This is a genomic window from Corynebacterium sp. MSK195 (genome assembly GCF_030228885.1).
Classification (GTDB): Bacteria; Actinomycetota; Actinomycetes; order Mycobacteriales; family Mycobacteriaceae; genus Corynebacterium.
Genome location: NZ_JASPGT010000001.1, coordinates 313,813 through 330,926, shown reverse-complemented (window position 1 = coordinate 330,926; position 17,114 = coordinate 313,813). Strand labels below are relative to the sequence as shown.

The 17,114-nt window shown below is 61.9% G+C and carries 16 protein-coding genes; 6 read left to right on the top strand and 10 right to left on the bottom strand.

The genetic code is table 11. The features are described from left to right. Positions 1-3: 3 nt before the first annotated feature. Positions 4-2,127 (top strand): PTS fructose transporter subunit IIABC, encoded by a 2,124-nt coding sequence (locus tag QP909_RS01555; protein WP_284765894.1) that lies wholly within the window; start codon positions 4-6, stop codon positions 2,125-2,127. A 54-nt stretch (positions 2,128-2,181) separates the two neighbouring features. Then, complete coding sequence (locus QP909_RS01550; protein WP_005325102.1) at positions 2,182-2,451, top strand: HPr family phosphocarrier protein; 270 nt, start codon at positions 2,182-2,184, stop codon at positions 2,449-2,451. A gap of 68 nt (positions 2,452-2,519) precedes the next feature. Here QP909_RS01550 and QP909_RS01545 read toward each other — a convergent pair whose 3' ends face one another. From QP909_RS01545 to hflX, 3 genes are all read right to left on the bottom strand, one after another. After that, positions 2,520-3,509, bottom strand: coding sequence for an HNH endonuclease signature motif containing protein (locus tag QP909_RS01545; RefSeq protein ID WP_284765893.1), 990 nt, complete (start codon positions 3,507-3,509; stop codon positions 2,520-2,522). A 131-nt stretch (positions 3,510-3,640) separates the two neighbouring features. After that, entirely contained in the window at positions 3,641-4,921 is a 1,281-nt protein-coding gene (locus QP909_RS01540) for a uracil-xanthine permease family protein (protein ID WP_040425259.1), read from the bottom strand. 31 nt (positions 4,922-4,952) lie between these two features. Continuing rightward, complete coding sequence (gene hflX / locus QP909_RS01535; RefSeq protein ID WP_284765892.1) at positions 4,953-6,446, bottom strand: GTPase HflX; 1,494 nt, start codon at positions 6,444-6,446, stop codon at positions 4,953-4,955. Positions 6,447-6,521: 75 nt separating this feature from the next. Between hflX and QP909_RS01530 the strand changes: the two genes are divergently transcribed. Together QP909_RS01530 and QP909_RS01525 are read left to right on the top strand one after the other, a co-directional pair. Then, positions 6,522-7,319 (top strand): hypothetical protein, encoded by a 798-nt coding sequence (locus QP909_RS01530; protein WP_284765891.1) that lies wholly within the window; start codon positions 6,522-6,524, stop codon positions 7,317-7,319. A gap of 36 nt (positions 7,320-7,355) precedes the next feature. Then, positions 7,356-7,967, top strand: coding sequence for a hypothetical protein (locus QP909_RS01525; protein ID WP_502868549.1), 612 nt, complete (start codon positions 7,356-7,358; stop codon positions 7,965-7,967). Between the two features lie 46 nt (positions 7,968-8,013). Here QP909_RS01525 and dapF read toward each other — a convergent pair whose 3' ends face one another. The 3 genes from dapF to QP909_RS01510 are packed head-to-tail and all read right to left on the bottom strand — an operon-like array spanning position 8,014 to position 10,375. Beyond that, on the bottom strand, positions 8,014-8,874 hold the full coding sequence (gene dapF, locus QP909_RS01520; protein ID WP_284765889.1) for a diaminopimelate epimerase: 861 nt from the start codon (positions 8,872-8,874) through the stop codon (positions 8,014-8,016). A gap of 5 nt (positions 8,875-8,879) precedes the next feature. Then, positions 8,880-9,776 (bottom strand): tRNA (adenosine(37)-N6)-dimethylallyltransferase MiaA, encoded by an 897-nt coding sequence (miaA, locus tag QP909_RS01515; protein WP_284765888.1) that lies wholly within the window; start codon positions 9,774-9,776, stop codon positions 8,880-8,882. Beyond that, entirely contained in the window at positions 9,776-10,375 is a 600-nt protein-coding gene (locus tag QP909_RS01510; protein ID WP_284765887.1) for a hypothetical protein, read from the bottom strand. The genes miaA and QP909_RS01510 overlap by 1 nt, the downstream gene beginning before the upstream one ends. Positions 10,376-10,511: 136 nt before the next feature. Here QP909_RS01510 and QP909_RS01505 point away from each other — a divergent pair, with 136 nt between their 5' ends. Both QP909_RS01505 and QP909_RS01500 read left to right on the top strand, forming a co-directional pair. Then, a complete protein-coding gene (locus QP909_RS01505) occupies positions 10,512-11,816 on the top strand; it encodes a DUF349 domain-containing protein (RefSeq protein WP_284765886.1) in 1,305 nt (434 codons plus the stop codon). Next, the gene (locus QP909_RS01500; RefSeq protein WP_284765885.1) at positions 11,816-12,946 is read left to right on the top strand and encodes a GNAT family N-acetyltransferase; all 1,131 of its coding nucleotides are present in this window, start codon (positions 11,816-11,818) and stop codon (positions 12,944-12,946) included. Before QP909_RS01505 ends, QP909_RS01500 begins: the two co-directional genes overlap by 1 nt. Before the next feature lie 11 nt (positions 12,947-12,957). Here the strand turns inward: QP909_RS01500 and QP909_RS01495 are convergent, their stop codons facing one another. Genes QP909_RS01495 through recA form a run of 4 tightly spaced genes read right to left on the bottom strand, consistent with a single transcriptional unit; the run spans position 12,958 to position 17,007 of the window. Further along, positions 12,958-13,587: an Rv2732c family membrane protein gene (locus tag QP909_RS01495; protein ID WP_284765884.1), complete on the bottom strand. Its 630-nt coding sequence runs from the start codon at positions 13,585-13,587 to the stop codon at positions 12,958-12,960. 22 nt (positions 13,588-13,609) lie between these two features. Further along, positions 13,610-15,172, bottom strand: a complete 1,563-nt coding sequence (miaB, locus tag QP909_RS01490) for a tRNA (N6-isopentenyl adenosine(37)-C2)-methylthiotransferase MiaB (RefSeq protein WP_284765883.1) — start codon at positions 15,170-15,172, stop codon at positions 13,610-13,612. A gap of 46 nt (positions 15,173-15,218) precedes the next feature. Then, positions 15,219-15,821, bottom strand: coding sequence for a recombination regulator RecX (recX, locus tag QP909_RS01485; RefSeq protein ID WP_284765882.1), 603 nt, complete (start codon positions 15,819-15,821; stop codon positions 15,219-15,221). A gap of 49 nt (positions 15,822-15,870) precedes the next feature. Then, positions 15,871-17,007, bottom strand: coding sequence for a recombinase RecA (gene recA / locus QP909_RS01480; protein WP_284765881.1), 1,137 nt, complete (start codon positions 17,005-17,007; stop codon positions 15,871-15,873). Positions 17,008-17,114: the final 107 nt, after the last annotated feature.

Below are 17,114 nucleotides of genomic sequence, written 5' to 3'. Positions count from 1 at the left end.
ATCATGGCTTCCGACCTCATCACTACCGACCTAGTCGCGCTCGACGCCGACTTCGGCGACAGCGTTGACTCCGTTATTACCAACCTGGCCACGCTAGTCCATGACACCGGCCGAGCCACCGACATCGCCGGCTTGGCCCAGCCCGCCATCGACCGCGAGGCCAAGGCCGGTACCGGCGTCCCTGGCGGAGTCGCCATTCCGCACTGCCGCTCCGAGGCAGTGACCGAACCCACCCTCGCATTCGCCCGCCTGAGCCGTGGCGTGGATTTCTCCGGCCCTGACGGTGACGCCCAGCTGGTCTTCCTCATCGCTGCTCCGGCCGGCGGCGGCAAAGCCCACTTGAAGATTTTGTCCAAGTTGGCCCGCGCTCTAGTGCGCAAGGACTTCCTCGAGTCCCTGCGCAACGCGCCCACCAAGGAAGAAATCGTTCGGCTTGTGCTGGAGGTAGTCAATGCCGAAAAGCCGAAGAAGAAGCCAGCCGAGGAACCGGCCACCCAAGGCGCTGCTGCCGGCACTGCCGCAACCGGTGCCGCCGCCGGCACCGCCGGCTCCTCCGCCACCGCGTCCTCGGCCGCAACCCCTACCAACGCAGAACCTTCGACCGATGTCACCCGCATCGTGGCCATCACTGCCTGCCCCACCGGCATCGCCCACACCTACATGGCGGCCGACGCCCTCACCCAAACCGCGGCCGAGCGTGATGACGTATCTCTGACTGTTGAGACGCAGGGCTCGTCTAATAATGAGTCTGTCTCCCAATCCACGATCGACGCGGCCGATGCGGTCATCTTCGCCACGGACGTCGGCGTGCGCGACCGCGAACGCTTCGCCGGCAAGCCGGTTATCGAGTCTGGAGTCAAACGCGCCATCAATGAACCTGGCACGATGCTCGACGAGGCGATCGCAGCCGCGCACAACCCCCACGCGCACAAGGTCTCCGGCACTGCTACCCGCGCCGATGCGGAAGAAGAAGGCAAGTCTCTTGGTTGGGGCAAGCGCATCCAGCAAGCCATTATGACCGGCGTGTCTTATATGGTCCCGTTCGTTGCGGCCGGTGGTCTGCTGCTCGCCCTCGGCTTCCTTTTCGGTGGCGCCGATATGGCAAATGGTTGGCAGACACTATCGACGGAGTTTTCGCTCGGCAACCTCCCCAGCCATGACGTGACCGTTGACGGCGAACTCATGCACTTCGAGCGCTCCGGGTTCTTGCTCTATCTCGGCGCTGTTCTCTTCGCCGTAGGCCAAGCGGCAATGGGCTTCATCGTCGCTGCGCTGTCGGGCTATATCGCTTACGCTCTCGCCGGCCGTCCTGGCATCGCCCCAGGCTTCGCGGGCGGAGCGATCGCAGTTACCTTGGGCGCTGGCTTCATCGGCGGCCTAGTTACTGGCCTGCTGGCAGGCTTCATCGCGATGTGGATTGGCAACTGGAAGGTACCGCGTTGGCTAGGCTCGCTCATGCCGGTTGTCATTATTCCGCTGCTGACATCGTTGGTTGTCGGTCTCGCCATGTACCTGGCACTCGGCGTACCGCTGGCAAACCTCATGGAAGGCCTGCAAAATTGGCTATCGTCCATGTCCGGTTCTTCGGCTGTATTGCTGGGTATCATTCTCGGCCTGATGATGTGCTTCGACTTGGGCGGCCCAGTCAATAAGGCGGCCTACCTCTTCGCCACGGCCGGACTGTCTACCGGCGACGAATCCTCCATGCAGATCATGGCCGCCGTCATGGCGTCCGGCATGATCGCACCAATTGCGTTGTCGCTGGCTACGTTTATCCGCAAGTCGCTGTTTACACCGGCCGAGCAGGAGAACGGCAAGTCCGCTTGGCTGCTGGGTCTGTCCTTCGTCTCGGAGGGTGCCATCCCGTTTGCGGCGGCCGATCCGTTCCGCGTCATCCCTTCGATGATGGCCGGCGGCGCGGTGACGGGCGCGATTTCGATGGCCCTGTCGGTCGGTTCCCGTGCTCCGCACGGCGGCGTGTTCGTCTTCTTCGCCATCGACCCGTTCTGGGGCTACCTCGTGGCCATCGCGGCCGGCGTGGTTGTCTCCACTGCGGCGGTGCTGGCGATGAAGCAGTTCTGGCCTAACAAGGCCGTCGAAGAAGCCGCCCAGAACGTGGCAGTATAAACCAAACACTCGTACACTGGATTGTAAAAATCCCCGTAAGAAAGGATATTTTCCATGGCTTCCAAGACTGTAAAGGTTGGCTCCTCTGTAGGCCTGCACGCACGTCCTGCATCTATTATCGCGGACGCTGCCGGCGAGTTCGATGAGGATATTTTCCTCAACCTGGTCGGCGATGATGATGAGGATGAGACCGATGCGGCCTCTTCCCTGATGATCATGGCTCTTGGCGCAGAACAGGGCGATGAGGTTACCGTTACCTCCGAAAACGAAGAAGCAGTGGAAAAGATTGCTGCTCTCATCGAGAAGGACCTGGACGCTTCCTAAGCCCTAAAACGGTTCGGCTCTAGGCTCCCCACCCTTGCGGTGGGGAGCTTTTCGCTTGCCGACGCCACCTATCCCCACGGTGGCACCCACGTCACCTGCCCGCGCACGCGGGCTAGCCGGCCACGGCGCGGCGGGGCGTTGGGGTCATCGTCATTGACGCCGTTGTGATAGGGACAGCATGTTGCAAGGTTCGCAGCGTTGGTCTCGCCGCCATGCTTCCAGGCTTTGAGGTGGTGAATCTGGCACTTGTCGGCGGGATAGTTACAGCTCTCCCACGGGCATACCGGGTTGACCGCAGCCGCCATGAGCCGCTGCTTGTCGTTAGCCACGCGCGAGGTCCGGTAGAGGTTGACCGGCCCCTCGTGGGGATGGACGAGCGTGACATAGCCGTGGTCGCTCAGTGTCCGCGCGACAAGCTCCGCTCCGGTGATTCGAGCGCCGTTGGTGAGTTGGAGGGTGATTTCCTCGCCGCCTCCGTCTACTACGCGGTCGAGCTCGTCGAGGGTGAGAACCACCTGAGTCGTCACCGTCGCCCGCGTCGCATTCGCCTTGCCAAAGAAGAGGTCTTTGGCAGATTCCAGGGGCTTATTGGCATCCAATGCAGCGTGCATATCCGCCACATCGGCTGAATCCCCGGTAATAGTCAGTGACCACGGACCGCCGGAGCGGCGGGTAAGGCGCACTCCCTTTTCGGGCGCGCGGCGAGGTCGCAGTTCGCGTACCAAAGCGCGGGCACGCTTTTCCAAGGCGGTGGCGCTGCCGCGAAAGGCACACAGCTCGGTGCGTAGGGTCCAGGCGTCGCGCTGCGTCGGCAAGCGCAAGGCGTATTTTTCAATCAGCAGTAGCACGTCAAGGGAATGCCTAGTCTGCCGCGCCGCTCGCTGTTTGGCAGCAAAGCCGCACCGGCCGAAGTAGGTATCGCATAGACGCAGCAGGTCGCGCGCGGCTATGTCAGAGGCACCCCGCGCGATGAGCTCGCGATCGCTAAGCCCTTGAACGGCGGCGACAATGTCCATGCCGGCGTTCACTGCGTTTAGGTATGCGTCCAATGCGGTCATACCGCTAAGTTAAATAGACCCCGCACGCCTAAGCGAGCCGCATACCGGCGCGCTGTGGATAACCCGCGTTGGTCCGTCAACAACGCTGCCCGCCGCGGGCGCGCGACGGGCAGTTATCCACAGGTTGAAAATTAGTACTTGGCGCCGTGGCCCTCACCGACGGAATCGTAGAGCTTTTTCATGATCGGATAGGCCACGATGATGCCTACCGAGCCCCACGCAATGCCTTCGAGGGAAACCCCACCCACGGTGAGGGTCAGGTTGCCGATGCCCGCGATAAGCGCCACCGCGGCCGCAGTCAGGTTGACCGGGTTATTGAAATTAACCTTATTATCCATCCAGATGCGCACACCCAGCATGCCGATGAGTCCATACAGCACGATGCAGGCGCCGCCCAAAACTCCGGTCGGGATGGTGAAAATCAGCGCACCAAACTTCGGCACGAAGGCCAACAGGATGGCGGTAAAGGCCGCCACCCAGTAGGCGGCGGTGGAATATACACGGGTTGCGGCCATCACGCCGATATTTTCGGCGTAGGTCGTGGTACCGGAGCCGCCGAAGCCGCCAGCAAGGGTGGACGCAAGGCCATCGGCGATCAGCGCGTCACCAGCCAGGTCATCGAGATCGCGCTTGGTCATCTCGGAGACGGCCTTGACGTGGCCGACGTTTTCCGCGATGAGTACCACCAGCACTGGAAGCGCCACGGCAATGGCGGAGACGTTGAAAGAAGGCGCGTGGAATTCCGGCAGGCCTACCCACGGGGCGGCATCGATGGCCGCGACGGCGTCATCTCCGAGGTTGCCGGTCAGCGCAGCGAAGACCCAGCCGACGACCACGCCGAGCAGGATGGATAGGCGCGAGACCATACCGCGGCCGGCGACGGTGGCCAGCAGGATGACGAGCAGCGTCACCGCGGCCACGAGCGGCTGGGAGGCGAAGTTCTCGGCTGCATTCGGCGCTAGGTTCAGGCCGATGAGGGCCACGATTGCACCGGTGACGGCCGGCGGCATGACGGCATCGAGCACGCGGCGGCCGGCGATTTTGACTGCCACACCCACCGCAGCCAAGACGAGGCCGGTGACCAAAATGGAGCCCGCCTGCGCGGCGATACCGTACTGCTGCGACGCCGAAAGCGGTGCGATGAATGCAAACGAGGAGCCGAGGTAAGACGGCAACCGGTTGCGCGTGATAAGCAGGAACAAAATGGTGCCGAGGCCGGAAAAGAGCAGCGTCGTATTGACGGGGAATCCGGTCAGGGTAGGAACCAACAGCGTAGCGCCGAACATGGCCACCACGTGCTGCATTCCGATGCCGATGGTTCGGCCCCAGCTGAGTCGTTCTTCCGGCGCTACGACCGCGCCCGGTGCAATCCTTTTACCGTCTCCGTGGACGGTCCAACCTTTTAAGCTCACGAGCCTTAATTATGGATCACCCGGGTTGGTTTTAGGAAACTTCCTCCACGATGAATTCGGCAAGTTCGCGGGCGGTGGGCGCGGGAAGGCGGACGTCGACAAGCGTGCCATCGGCCGTGTACTCCTCGTGGCGCACCGTGCCCTCGGCGTGTACGCGGGCCACCACATCACCGCGGGTGAAGGGAACCTGCAGCTTGACGTGGCTATCGCGGGAGTTGAGGAAGAGCTCCACGCGCGCGGTAAGCTCATCGATTCCCTCGCCCGTGCGCGCGGATACGTAGACGACGTCCTCATGGTCGAGTACGTGGCGCAGCTCGGCGAGCACCAGCGGGTCGGCCTGGTCGATCTTATTGATCACGATGATCTCGGGCGGGGCCTGCTCGCCGGTTTCGGACACAATGTCATAGATGACCTGGTTGACGGCCTCAATCTGCTTGAGCGGGAATGGGTCAGAGCCATCGACCACGTGCAACATGATATCGGCGGCCAGCACCTCTTCCAGGGTGGATTTGAAGGCTTCGACCAGCTGCGTGGGCAGGTGTCGGACAAAGCCGACGGTGTCGGTGAATACGACCTGGCGGCCGTCGGCAAGCGTGGCACGGCGAGTGGTGGGGTCCAAGGTGGCAAAGAGTGCGTCCTCCACCAGCACGCCGGCGCCGGTCATGGCGTTGATGAGCGAGGACTTTCCAGCATTGGTGTAACCGGCAATGGCTATCTGCGCGATGGTTGAGCGCTGGCGCTTGGAACGCTTGACCTCACGGGCGGTCTTCATAGCGCGCAGCTCCCTGCGCAACCGAGCCATCTCCGTGCGGATGCGACGGCGATCCGTCTCGATCTTGGTCTCACCGGGACCACGCAGGCCCACACCGCCGTTGGAGCCGGCGCGGCCGCCCGCCTGGCGCGAAAGATTGCCGCCCCAACCACGGGTATGGGTGTAGAGGTATTCCAGCTGCGCCAAGGAGACCTGTGCCTTGCCCTCTTTGGACTTGGCGTGCTGGGCAAAGATGTCAAGGATGAGCATCGTGCGGTCAATGACCTTGGTGTTAAGCGCGCGCTCGAGAGCGGTGAGCTGGCCGGGGTTGAGCTCGCCATCGCATACCACGGTATCGGCGCCGGTGGCCTCGACGATGTCGTGCAATTCCTTGACCTTGCCGGAGCCAATGAAAGTGCCGGAATCAGGTTTATCGCGTTTTTGGTAGATCATCTCTACTACTTCGGCGCCGGCGGTCTCGGTCAGCGCCGCGAGCTCGTCCATGGTGGCTTCGACTTCGGCCACGGTGCCTTCGGTCCACACGCCAACCAAGATGACGCGCTCGAGGCGCAGCTTACGGTACTCCACCTCATAGCCATCGGTGGTGTCTTCGGCGCGGATGGTGGTCTCACGGGTGACGCGGCGGAACGCGTTGCGCTCTGCCAGGTCAAGGTCACCGGTGGTGGGCGTCGCCTGTGGTGCGGTAGGGGCCTCGTTATCGCGGAACGCACGGGCGAGGAGATCGTCGTTATTGTGCTGGGAAAATTCGGTCATACTACCATTCATTTTGGCACGTTGCGGCCAAAAGCGGGAATTGCGGATTCTTAGCTGGCTGCACAAGGCGATACAATGGCGGGCATGAACGTTAAGGACACTGGGGCGCAGCAAAATACCGAGATGCAGGCGATTGGCCTCAATTTCGAACGCTGGCAAGATGCCGTCGAGGCCGCTATCGCGAGCGATCGCTTGGCCGTTACCGGTGAGGTACGCGGTGGTCAGCTGATCCAGTTCACCGATCCATCGGGCGCACAGCTCAATATTCTCGCGGTGGAACCTTTTGCTACCTACATTGGCTTCAATGCGGTTACGCAAGGGTTCGCCCACGTAGAGATGGTCAACGATGTTCTTGCCCTGCTGGAAATTATCGATCCTTTCGGCACCACCATCGCCCAGGCCACCGCGAACTTGGCGCAGGGGCCTTTGCTTGCCGACGAACCCTTGCAACAGTGGCAGCAAATCTCCCTCACCGCCATGGGCCTCGATATCCGCACCTACGAGTCTGCCGATGCCTATGAGGCGGCCGAGGGCGAATTCCCGGCGCTCTTTGAGTCCGCGGGGGCGAAGGTAATTTCCTCCGGGTCTGGTGCGGAGGTTCCTACCCCGGCCGCTACCTTTGCGGCGCGCGTCATGGAATCCGAGTGGCGTACCAATGAGCTCACCGGCGAGAAATTCGCCCACCTCGTCATGGATGGCCTCTTCCCCTTCGATCTCTGCCTACCTGCGGGGGGCGACGAGCTACCGACCAAGGACTCTATCGTGGCCGGCACCGCCCTGCTGACGGCTTCTATAGAAATGCCCAGCGGTGGCTGCGGCGACGGCGCTGGCTGCGGTTGTGGTTCCGGAGGCTGTGGCTGCGGCGGCCACTAAGAGCTGACGCAAAGGTCTGGTGGAATAGCTGTGTGGATGCCTTTCCCGGAAAATGCGAGGAACCGGCGTGTATTGGTTCTCGCGCTGATCCTGGTGGGATCAGTGGCGGTTGTGGCAACCCTAAAACTCCCCGGGGTTTTCATCGCGGCACTACTCATCGCGGCAGCACTGCTCATGCTCCACGCCCGGCCGGATGCCTCGGAGCAGGCGGCGCTGCGCAGCTCTATTCGGCTCTCTGCCGAAGATATTCAGGACGTCTTGGCCGAATACGAAGACTTCCGGTCCTCCGAGGCGGCCGAAAAAATCGCGGACCGCACGCTTTACCGGCCGGCGCTTTTAGATCTGGATTGCTCCGACCCCACCATCGAAGCCTTCCACTATGAGATTTCGGGCTCCCGACGGTTCCTGCGCCGGCTGAACCTACGCGTCAACGCGGAAGAGGTCAGCACCAACGAGCTGGAGTCCTTGCTCAAGGTGACCGATGGACGGGCTCGCGAGCTCAAGGAAACATGGCTATCGGCCCGCCGCGCCGCTTTTGCGCTCGGGCCGAAGTATGAAAAGAACGAAGTAAAAAATCGCGCCCTGCGCCGCCAAGCCCTCGAAGAGCAAGCATTCGAGGAAGAGGAAGGCGAAGGACGCAGCGCCTAAGCACTCACCGTGTACCGCGCACCGCGCGCGTCGGGCCCGACGCGGTCTAAAGGGAGGTCTCGCCGGTGGCGACGATCGCGGACGGGCCGGTCAGGCGCGAACCGCCCTCGTAGATGTCCACTGTCACTTCCCCGCCGGGGACGTGTACGTGCACGGTACCGTGAGGGGTGGTGGTGTGGTCAACGGCGGCGTCGGCAAGCGCAGCGGTCGCGGCCGCCACGGTGCCCGTGCCGCAGGAGCGGGTCTCTCCTACCCCGCGCTCAAAGACGCGCATGTGCACGTGGCCATCACGCAGCGGGGTCACGACCTCAACATTCACGCCGGCGGGGAAGAAAGACTCATCGATGATGGGCTGCTCGAATGTCTTGGCTGCAAGGCCCTCGGCGTCCAGCCCCGGCACCACGGCCGCGAGGTGGGGGTTGCCCATGTCAACGCCTAGACCGGCGTAGCTCTCCCCGGCCATAGACGCGGTGGATACACCCGTTACTTCGGCCGGTCCCATCTCCACGGTGACCTCAGCCCCATGCGCATCGCACGAGTGCACCGTCACGCGCTTGGCGCCGGCGCGGGTACCGATGGTGAACTCGTCTTCTTCCACGAGGCCGCGCGAGCGCAGCCAGTGGGCGAAAACGCGGGTGCCATTGCCGCACATTTCGGCCACGGAACCGTCAGCGTTGCGATAATCCATGAACCAGTCAGTGGGCGCGATGCCCTCGGCCAGCGACTCGATTTCCCCGGCGGCGAGCAAGGCCTCGGCGCGCACGACGCGCAGCAATCCGTCGCCGCCGATACCGGCGCGGCGATTACACAGCGCCGCTACGCGCTCGGGGGCAAGCGGCGTGGTGGCCGCGTGGTCTTCGACGATGACGAAGTCGTTCTCAGTTCCATGACCCTTGGCAAATTTCATGCTCCCTACCCTAGCGCGCGCAGCGCCTGGGCGGTCGTATCGCCCGCGGCATCCAGCCACATGATGCGCTTATCGCGGTTGAACCAAGATCGTTGGCGGCGCACGTAGCGCCGTGTCCCGGTAATAGTGCGCTCGACGGCCTCATCCCAGGTGAGTTCACCGCGCTGGGCTTGGAATACCTGCGCATAGCCAATGGCACGCCCGGCCGTGGAATCGGCCACCAAGCCTTGGGCTTGGAGGCACTCGACTTCCTCGATGAGCCCGCGCTCAAACATCAGGCGCGTGCGCAGCTCGATGCGCGGATTAAGCCAGTCTGCGGTGGTGCGCAGGCCGAGCAAACGGGTGCCCCACCGCGGCGGTGCGTCCTTCGGTGGTTGACTAGCCTTATAGGGTTTGCCGGTCAATTCGATGACCTCCAAGGCGCGCACGGTGCGCCGTGGGTCCTTATCTTCAATAATGGCGGCCGCGGCCGGATCTACCTGCGCCAGCTCCTCGTGCAGGGCATCGGTACCGATTTCTACGCGCCGGGCCTCATACTTGGCGCGGACGGCGGGGTCGGTGGGTGGGAACTGCCAGTCGTCGACAAGCGCTTGGGCATAAAGCATGGAGCCGCCGACTAGGATGGGCGTCTTGCCGCGCGCCATGATCCCTTCCACGTCCGCGATGGCATCGCGCTGATAGCGCGCCACAGAAGCGGTCTCAGTCACGTCCCACACATCGAGCTGGTGGTGCGGGATTCCCTCGCGCTCGGCCGGGGTGAGCTTGGCGGTGCCAATATCCATACCGCGGTAGAGCTGCATGGAATCGACGTTGACCACCTCGCCGTCCAGCTCCTGCGCCAGCGCCAACCCCAGCGCAGATTTGCCGGAGGCGGTGGGTCCAAACACTGCAATCGGGCGCATTAGACCTCCCACCCTGCAACGTAGCGGCCAACCCCCAGGGTGGCGTCGGTGGCCAGCAACTGCGCCTTCTTTGGTTGTAGTCCTGCTAGCTCCTCCCACAGTGCGGGCTCTACCACACCGCGCTGGGAAAGCCATTCGCCTGCCTTGCTTGCCGACGCCCCCATGAGCACCTCCTCGCACCACTCGTGCGCTTCCTGGGCACCGGGAACGAGCGCCAAGGGGGCGCGCTCGGTCAGGCCCGCGCTGCCATCTGCCACGACGATGGTGAGCGCCGCCGGATCCGGCTGGCCGATGTGCTCCCGGCTAGCGCGGGCGTGAAGTTGCGGCACGCTGTGCAGCACGTACCGGGCCATGATCTCCGGAAGAAAATTGCCGCCGCCCAGGTCAGTGGCCGCACCCCAGGCCCGTAAGCTACCGGTATGAGCGGTATACCAGCGCTTATCCTGGCTGCCGACGATATCTACTTCCGTTATTCCGGCGGCCGCAGCCTCCACTGCGAGCGTACGGGCAGCGGCAAGCAGGGCGCGGGAAGCAGCGTCATGAGCGGAAAGCTCCACGGCCAGCGCCGGTGAGGCTGGCATTACCATGAGATTGAACATTATTCCTCCATACTATCTACCCAAGTGGAGGTAATTAAATAGAATCTGGGCACGCGCGGGATATTCGCGGTAATGTATCGAGTGATTTTATTCGGCAGCCGTGACGCGCGGCGATCTATGCATAGGAGGGCTTGTCATGTCTCCCATCCCTACCCCAGGTTCCATGCCCAAGAAGGGCCCTCGCCCCACCGCAAAGCCTGTTCCCGTGCAGGCACCAAGCAAGAATGACCCGGCCAAATGGGGCCGCGTCGACGCGGATGGTTCCGTCTTCGTTTCCGCTCCGGAGGGCGAACGCAAGATTGGCGAATGGCAGGCCGGCACCCCCGAGGAGGGCCTACAGCACTACGGCGCGCGCTACGACGATCTCTCCACCGAAATTGAACTGCTCGAGGCTCGCCTGCGCGCCAACCCCAGCGAGGCCGCTGGCATTAAAAAGACCGCAGCGCAATTGCGCGAGACCCTACCAACCGCTGCGGTCATCGGAGACATCGCAGCACTTGACCGCCGCCTTGTTGCCGTCATTGAACACTCAGTAGAAGCCGGTGAGCAGGCGCAGGCCGATAAGGAGCGCCGCCGCGAGGAAGCTATTGCTGCCAAGGAAAAACTGGCAGCTGAGGCAGAAGAAATTGCCGAAAACTCCACCGAATGGAAGGCCGCTGGTGACCGCATCCGCGCCATCCTAGAAGAGTGGAAGCAAATTAAGGGCATTGACCGCAAGACCGACGATGCCCTATGGAAGCGCTACTCCCGCGCCCGCGACTCCTTCAACCGCCGTCGTGGCTCCCACTTTGCCGAGCTGGACCGCGCCCGTGCGGTTGCCCGCAAGAAGAAGGAAGAACTGGTCGAGCGCGCCGAGGCCATCCAGGATTCCACCGAGTGGGGCCCCACCGCCCGCGCCTACCGCGATTTGATGACTGAGTGGAAGGCTGCCGGCCGCGCCCCGCGCGACGTGGACGATAAGCTCTGGGCCCGCTTCCGCGCCGCCCAGGACAAGTTCTTCAATGCCCGCAATGCCGTCAATGACGAGCGCGACCGCGAGTTTGCAGAAAATGCCAAGGCCAAGGACGCCTTGATCGCGGAATACGACGAGCAGATCGACCCGTCCAAGGGCATCGAGGGTGCGAAGGCCAAGCTGCGCGAGCTGCAGGAAAAGTGGGAAGAAATTGGCTTCGTTCCCCGCAAGCAGGTGCGCGAGTACGAGTCCAAGATTGAGGCGCTGGAGCAGCGCGTCACCGAGGCAGAAAAGTCCGAGTGGCGCCGCACCGACCCAGAGGCGCAAGCACGCGTGGCGCAGTTCCAGGCTAAAGTCGATGAGTTTAACTCTCAGGCCGAGGCAGCTGAGGCCAAGGGCAATGCGAAAAAGGCCGCTGATCTGCGTGCGCAGGCCGAGCAGTGGCAGGCTTTTGCCGACGCCGCCGCTAACGCCGTCAATGACAAGTAGTGCACCTCGTCCACATTGCGCGGCCACCGCGGCCGGCGCACTCGCCTACCGCTCACGCCCAGCCCAGCGAACCTGCGGACTGTATTCGCAGCTTCGTCTTTTGGGCCAACTTGGCGGCCCAAGAAGCCAGCGGCGATGCCGCGGCATCGACGTCGCCGGGCCGTGTGGTCCAGCGTCTGCAAGGTTCTAGCGAATCACAGACCCATCTTTTTGCCGTAGTGGACGGCGACTCCACCCTTGGTGAGGTTTCTGATCTTGGCCTGCCGCTTATCCCCTCGGTGGAGCCGAGCCCGGAGCTGGATTACCTCGGGTTCATCCACATTAGCCTGCCGCTGTTGGAAGAGCGCGAGGCAGCAGAGATTGAATGCGTGCTGTGTGATTTGCCCCTTCCTGGCGAGCAACTGGATGAAGAAGGGCGCAAGGTTGCCGAGTGGATGGGGACGAAGGCGCTGGAGCTGGCCCGGAAACTCGGCCGCACCGTAGCGCACGTGGGACTATTGCACCCGCCGGGCGCGGACCCAGACTACGACGCTATGGGCAGCATCTACCGCGAGTTGGGATTTACGCAACGGCATGCGGAACACCAGCTGGTGATGGACATCCCTGAAAGCCCTGTGGCAGCACTGCTCCCGGCGGGAATCACGGCCCGAGTCTGGCCGGATTACGACATCCCTGAGGGCTACCTCGACGAGGTCATGCGGCTGCTTAGCCTAGCGTCCACAGACGCGGAAACTGGTGATCTGACGGTGGAGCCCATCGTGTGGACGCGTGCCCGATTGCGCGAAGCGCACAGCCGGCTGCGCTCTCGTCGCGGGCACACACTTCTTATCGCACTTACCGCCGAGGACGGGAGCATTCTCGCACTGACCGAGATGGCTCGGCACGAGGACGCGAATCCTGAAGTTTGCGAGTGGACTCTGACTGTGACCGATCGCCCGCACCGGCGCCGGGGACTTGCGCAGCTAGCCAAGCTCACTGCGCTGCATGAGGTGGCGCGCTATTGGCCGCGGGTACGGCGCTGCTACTGCTCCGTTGCCGCCAAGGACGCGGCCATGAATGCCATTTACCGCAGCCTGGGCGCCCGGGAACTCTCCCGCTCTTCTGCGTGGGAGTTGCGGCTGCGGGATTAGTGGCGGTAGGCCTACTGCTCGCCGCGCTGGGCGCGGTGGCGTTCGGCGGCTTGCTTGCGGCGATTGTCCTCCAGTGGCTCCCGCTGCGGTGCCGCGTCTATCCTGGATTGGAATTCGCCCACCTCATCGAGCTGTCCGGCGGTGGCGCGCACGCGGGCTTCGGCAGCCTTCTGCTCTGGGCTGCGGCGCAGTGCCACCATGCTATAGGCCAGAAATGCTAGGAAGGTAGCCAGCATTCCTACCCACATTCCCAGCGTCGCCCCATCAGCGGTAGAACCACGGAACCAGAAGCCCCATAGGTTGGCAAAGAAGGACACCGTCACCAGCATCCAGGCGATGAGCCCCGGCGTAGCGCGGCGGGTGAACAGTGTCACCGGAGTAAGAATTCCCAACCCTATGAGCGCGAGCCACGCGGAGACGGTTTCCATGATGGAAATCCTCACGCCACTCGACGTGGTGCCGAACGTCAATGCCTCCCAACCATGGGCTGGACCGGCGTAGGGCAAAATCAGGTAGAGGATATAGACCACCACTGCAATACTCAGCGTCACCTTGTGAACGCCGAGGTCCATTGTTTGTGCTGCTCTACGCTCAGCGTTAGCTGCATTGTGGGCTGCGGTGGTCGAATGTTCCTCAGTCATGGCTCCCTAGCCTACTCCCCTGCTAGCAACCGCAAGAATCGCCGGATTCGGCCGCCGCGGGCTTGCCAATCGACGGCAAACCCAGACCGACGCCGATGGGTGCGGTGGTAGGCGTTTCGCCGGCAGCAGACATGTCGCCGGCCTTGGTGCGGGTGTGGGAGGTCACGGCGGCGTCGGCAAGCAAGAAGAAGGAGCCCGCACCGGTGACCTGGGTATGCACCACATCACCCGGGCGAATCTCCGCCGAGATATCCGTGCCGTCCGAATCAACCGGGGCAAAGTGCACCAGGCGGCCATCGCGCGCGCGGCCGGTCATGCGGTGGGTTTCATCGTTCTTGCGGCCACCTTCGGCCTGCACCAAAAGCTCCACATCCGTACCAATGAGCTTCTTGTTTTCCTCTGCCTGAATGCTGTCTTGCAGGGCAACGAGACGCTCGAAACGATCCTGGACGACCTCCTTGGGAATCTGGTCCTCCATTTCCGCAGCCGGGGTTCCCGGACGCGGCGAATACTGGAAGGTAAAGGCCGAAGCAAAACGAGCGCGGCGCACAAGCTCCATGGTGTCTTGGAAGTCTTCCTCGGTCTCGCCTGGGAAGCCCACGATGATATCGGTCGTGATCGCGGCGTGCGGAATTTTCTCCCGTACCTCATCCAAAATCCGCAGGAACTTCTTAGTGCGGTAGGAACGGCGCATGTCCTTAAGGACCTTGTCGGAGCCAGACTGCAGCGGCATATGCAACTGCGGGCACACGGCCGGGGTCTCGGCCATGGCATCGATGACGTCGGAAGTAAACTCCGCTGGGTGCGGGGAGGTAAAGCGCAATCGCTCAAGGCCATCGATCTTGCCCACCTCGCGCAGCAGCTTAGAAAAGGCGAAACGGTCACGCGGCATATCGGGATCGGCAAAATTAACGCCATAGGCATTGACGTTTTGCCCCAACAGGGTGACCTCAGATACGCCCTGGTCCACCAAGGCTTTAACCTCGGCCAAGATATCGCCGGGCCGGCGATCCTCTTCCTTGCCGCGCAAGGAAGGAACAATACAGAAGGTGCAGGTGTTATTGCAGCCTACAGAAACAGAAACCCAGCCGGCATAGGCAGACTCACGCTTGGCTGGCAAGACCGACGGAAAAGCCTCGAGGGAATCAACGATTTCCACCTGGGCTTCATCGTTGTGGCGGGCGCGCTCCAGCAGCGTCGGCAGGGCCGCCATATTGTGAGTGCCAAAGACAGCATCAACCCACGGGGCATTATCTAGGACGGTGTCCTTGTCTTTCTGTGCCAAGCAACCGCCCACGGCAATTTGCATGCCGGGATGGTTTTCTTTTGTCTTCTTCAAGGCACCCAACGTGCCGTAGAGCCGCTTATCGGCATTTTCGCGCACGGCGCAGGTATTAAAGACGATGAGATCTGGCTCCACGCCCTCGCCGGCGGCCGCGTAGCCGGCCTCCTCCAAGAGGCCAGAGATGCGCTCTGAATCGTGCACATTCATCTGGCAGCCGAAAGTTCGGACTTCATAAGTACGGTTATCTGCGATTGTCTGCTCCACGTCGGCATAGTTTAGCCATGAAGCTAGGCAACTCATAACTGCCGCGTCTTTGTCATTTCGGCGCTGCCCTGCCTTGGCCGTATCAGTCCTCTGCGCGCAATTCCGCGCACCGCGCGTCAAGCGCCGCGATTGCGATCTGCAGCGACATCCCTTCATTGAAGCCGCGGCGTGCCAGCACTCCCACGATGCGTCGCAGGGCCTTGTCGCGCTCCTTGCGATCCGAGGGAACAGCTTTAATGGAGCGAGCCTTCTTTTCCGCAAGGGCCTGTGCCATGGCTTGTTCATCGGCAGGGTCGATTTGCTCGAGAGCCTCAGCACGGTCAGCCTCACTCACGCCCTTTTCCCGCAATTCCCTGTTGAGAACCGAGCTGGACTTGCCGCGCCGCTTATGCCGTTGGCGCACCCACTCGTGTGCAAAAGCTGCGTCATTCACCAGCCCCGCGTGGGCTAAATCATCTAGTACGTTCTCAACGACATCTGGCTCAAACTCGGCCTGTACTAGGCGATCATAGAGCTCTTTCCGGGACCTAGAGCGCTGATCCAAAAGACCCAGTGCCCGAGAGCGGACTTTGGCCTTGGCCTCTTCTGCCTCTCGATCAAAAAGCCCGCCCCCTGCCGCTCCATTCTCATAGGCCTCGAGGGCCTGACGGAGTTTGGCGAGCTTTTCGGGGGCGGGTTGATTCATGATGCAGATTCAAATGGTACGCGGAGTGTGTGGGGACGGGTTAGACGTTTTAGTCGTCATCAAAATCGACGTTTGGAACGAGATCAACGGACTCGTCGGTCAATGGATCATCGGCTCCAGGAACGTCCATCGCGGCACCCTCTTCACCTTCGGCCGCGGCCTCGCCGATACCGAGCTTCTGGAAAATCTTCTGCTCGATTTCATTGGCCAGATCCGGGTTATCCTTCAGGAAATTACGCGCTTTCTCCTTACCCTGGCCCAACTGGTCGCCTTCGTAGGTAAACCAAGAGCCGGACTTGCGGATGAAGCCGTTTTCGACGCCAAGGTCAATAATGGAGGACTCGCGAGAGATGCCTTCGCCATACATGATGTCGAACTCGGCAATCTTAAATGGTGGCGAGACCTTGTTCTTTACTACCTTGAGCTTGGTGCGGTTACCGATGGCATCTTGGCCATCTTTTAAGGTCTGGATGCGGCGGATATCGCAGCGCACGGAAGAGTAGAACTTGAGCGCCTTACCACCGGTGGTGGTCTCTGGCGAGCCGAACATCACGCCAATCTTTTCGCGCAGCTGGTTAATGAAGATAGCGGTGGTACCGGAGTTGTACAGGGCACCGGTCATCTTGCGCAGCGCCTGCGACATCAGGCGGGCCTGAAGGCCGACGTGACTATCCCCCATCTCACCTTCAATTTCCGCCTTCGGGGTAAGGGCAGCTACGGAGTCAACAACGATGATGTCGATTGCGCCGGAGCGCACCAGCATATCGGCAATCTCCAAGGCCTGTTCACCGGTATCTGGCTGGGAAACCAAGAGGTTATCGGTATCCACGCCAAGCAGACGAGCATACTGCGGGTCGAGCGCGTGCTCGGCGTCAATAAACGCGGCAATGCCGCCATCCTTTTGCGCGGATGCAATAGCGTGCAGCGCAACAGTGGTCTTACCAGAAGACTCCGGGCCATAAATCTCTACGATGCGCCCGCGCGGGAAACCGCCAATACCAAGAGCGACATCGATTGCGGTGTTACCGGAGGAAATGGCTTTAATCGGTGGGCGGTTGTCATCACCCAGGCGCATCACAGCGCCTTTGCCGTAATCCTTCTCAATCATGGCCATCGCGGCATCGAGGGCCTTTTGGCGGTCATCTCCCTTAGAGGCGGAAGAAGAAGACTTCTTTTTGGTTGCCATTAACTTTCATCCTTATCTTTAACGACGATGTACTAACGCATTATTAGACTGCCGTGGAACTCAAACGGTTCCCTCCGTCAACGCCATCCCACTGTAGACGACTACAT

Coding starts and splice junctions, on each gene's coding strand:
- QP909_RS01495 (WP_284765884.1), bottom strand. CDS start 13,587: ATGACTGAGGAACATTCGACCACCGCAGCCCACAATGCAGCTAACGCT.
- QP909_RS01505 (WP_284765886.1), top strand. CDS start 10,512: ATGTCTCCCATCCCTACCCCAGGTTCCATGCCCAAGAAGGGCCCTCGC.
- dapF (WP_284765889.1), bottom strand. CDS start 8,874: ATGAAATTTGCCAAGGGTCATGGAACTGAGAACGACTTCGTCATCGTC.
- recA (WP_284765881.1), bottom strand. CDS start 17,007: ATGGCAACCAAAAAGAAGTCTTCTTCTTCCGCCTCTAAGGGAGATGAC.
- QP909_RS01525 (WP_502868549.1), top strand. CDS start 7,356: ATGCCTTTCCCGGAAAATGCGAGGAACCGGCGTGTATTGGTTCTCGCG.
- miaA (WP_284765888.1), bottom strand. CDS start 9,776: ATGCGCCCGATTGCAGTGTTTGGACCCACCGCCTCCGGCAAATCTGCG.
- QP909_RS01530 (WP_284765891.1), top strand. CDS start 6,522: ATGGCGGGCATGAACGTTAAGGACACTGGGGCGCAGCAAAATACCGAG.
- recX (WP_284765882.1), bottom strand. CDS start 15,821: ATGAATCAACCCGCCCCCGAAAAGCTCGCCAAACTCCGTCAGGCCCTC.
- QP909_RS01550 (WP_005325102.1), top strand. CDS start 2,182: ATGGCTTCCAAGACTGTAAAGGTTGGCTCCTCTGTAGGCCTGCACGCA.
- miaB (WP_284765883.1), bottom strand. CDS start 15,172: ATGAGTTGCCTAGCTTCATGGCTAAACTATGCCGACGTGGAGCAGACA.
- hflX (WP_284765892.1), bottom strand. CDS start 6,446: ATGACCGAATTTTCCCAGCACAATAACGACGATCTCCTCGCCCGTGCG.
- QP909_RS01555 (WP_284765894.1), top strand. CDS start 4: ATGGCTTCCGACCTCATCACTACCGACCTAGTCGCGCTCGACGCCGAC.
- QP909_RS01545 (WP_284765893.1), bottom strand. CDS start 3,509: ATGACCGCATTGGACGCATACCTAAACGCAGTGAACGCCGGCATGGAC.
- QP909_RS01510 (WP_284765887.1), bottom strand. CDS start 10,375: ATGTTCAATCTCATGGTAATGCCAGCCTCACCGGCGCTGGCCGTGGAG.